General features: G+C 65.3%; 1 protein-coding gene. It reads left to right on the top strand.

Annotated features, from left to right (window positions below):
- The first annotated feature begins 22 nt into the window (after positions 1–22).
- Complete coding sequence (locus CFR79_RS15350) at positions 23–958, top strand: DUF2493 domain-containing protein (RefSeq protein WP_110548457.1); 936 nt, start codon at positions 23–25, stop codon at positions 956–958.
- Positions 959–1,757 lie beyond the last annotated feature (799 nt).

Here is a 1,757-nt window from a genome sequence, read left to right as displayed (position 1 = left end):
GCCAGAACCGGAGGACAGACCCATGACCCGCACACAGGATGATTTCGAACCTGCACACGCCACCTCTTCCACCGCCCATGTGCTGGCGGAACTCCAGCTTTACGGCCACCGTCCGTTTGAGGACGAGCCGGACCCGAGGCCCTTGCCCGACGCCAGCCAGATCGGGCGCGCGGTTGCCGATATCTTCGACGCCCTGTCAGCCACGCTGACGGGCACACGGCTGGAACCCGATCTCGAACCGCTGCTCTGGTCCACCGTCAATGTCTTTCACCGCATGGTCGGGCAGGTCGAACGGGATCTCGATCGCAACGAGGCGGCGCAGAAACGCAGCCAGCAGGAACAGGATGGCAGCGAGATCCGCTCTGTGGAACTGGAACGCCTTACCGCCGAGGGCCTGACGCTGCTGGAGCGACGTAACGCTTACGAGATCTTCCGCGACCTCGCCTGCGACCAGTTTGAACGTCTGACCATGTCGCCCTGGCGGCCACGTTCCGGATCGCTGGTCAGCCGCAGCACTCTGACGGCATCGATGATCGACAGCCGCGATTTCCTCAACGCCCGCCGCAGGGCCGAGACCGAACTGCTCGTGCAGCCGGGGCCGAAGGTCGCGGTCACTGGCGGGCTCGATTACGAGGACCATCACCTGATCTGGAACCGGCTCGACAAGGTGCGCGAAAAGCATCCCGACATGGTGCTGCTGCACGGCGGTTCGCCGAAGGGGGCGGAATTCATCGCCTCCCGCTGGGCCGATCATCGCGAGGTCGCGCAGATCGCCTTCAAACCGGACTGGAACCGGCACGGCAAGGCCGCCCCGTTCCGGCGGAACGACGCCCTGCTGAAAGTCCTGCCCGTCGGGGTCATGGTGTTTCCGGGATCGGGCATTCAGGACAATCTTGCCGATAAGGCCAGGCAGATGGGCATCCCGGTCTGGCGGTTCCGCGAGGACAGTGGCGCGTAAGCGCCATTGTCTCTTTCCACCTTATCCCGAAAACGATGAGTGCTACTCCCGACTTTTCGTGTAGCATCGATCGATCAGAACTGTCCGTCGGGCTCCCCGTTGCCCGCGCTGCCGGTTGAGGCAAACGTGGTTGATCGCGCCGGAAGGCCCCACCCGGAGAGATCGGGGGCGGGTTGTGACCTCTTTCCCCGTGCCGGCTAAGGGGACGATGGATGAGGGAGGCGATGGCCCCCTTCCTCACCGGTGAACAGTTCGAAACAGCCATGGCGAAGGAGGGATCGTCCAGCGGGCAACCGGCTGGCCAGTCTTCGTTGGACGACGGGTCCAGAGGATGCGGCCCGAACCGTTCGCAGCAGGGACGCGGCAGTCGGGGGCGGGTGTCGGGCCGTGATCCGCGCCACCAGCATCGAAGATGGTCGCATCGGGCGAGCGTGAGATATTCCTGTGTCGCACGTTCCCCACCTGTCGGACCGGTCATGCCAGCATCGTCGCTCCATGGGGCTGGCGGGTCCGCACACCATGGCCTCTGTCGGATGGCTGATCTGGCCGAAGACCGGCTGCGCCTCGATCGGCTGGCCGCAACGGCGTGCCAAAACTTTCTTCCCCTGACGGACCCCCACCCCATGCGGCAGGCCGCATGAGGACCCCGAGGGCGCCGTCATTCCTCGCGAGCCAAGAAAGTTCCGGCCCTGCCGTCCTTCGCTGCGCTGCGGCCCTGAAGGGTGCTCTGCCGCTCGCCTCCGGCTGGTCGATCGCCATCGAGGCCACGGTGGTCGCGGCCCGATAACAGCATGGAGAT

It is taken from the genome of Komagataeibacter saccharivorans (assembly GCF_003207825.1).
Classification (GTDB): domain Bacteria; phylum Pseudomonadota; class Alphaproteobacteria; order Acetobacterales; family Acetobacteraceae; genus Komagataeibacter; species Komagataeibacter saccharivorans.
This window is presented reverse-complemented; position numbering and strand designations above follow the sequence as displayed.

Bases quoted from the DNA above. Each gene is read 5' to 3' on its own strand.
- CFR79_RS15350 (WP_110548457.1), top strand. From the start codon at position 23: ATGACCCGCACACAGGATGATTTCGAACCTGCACACGCCACCTCTTCC.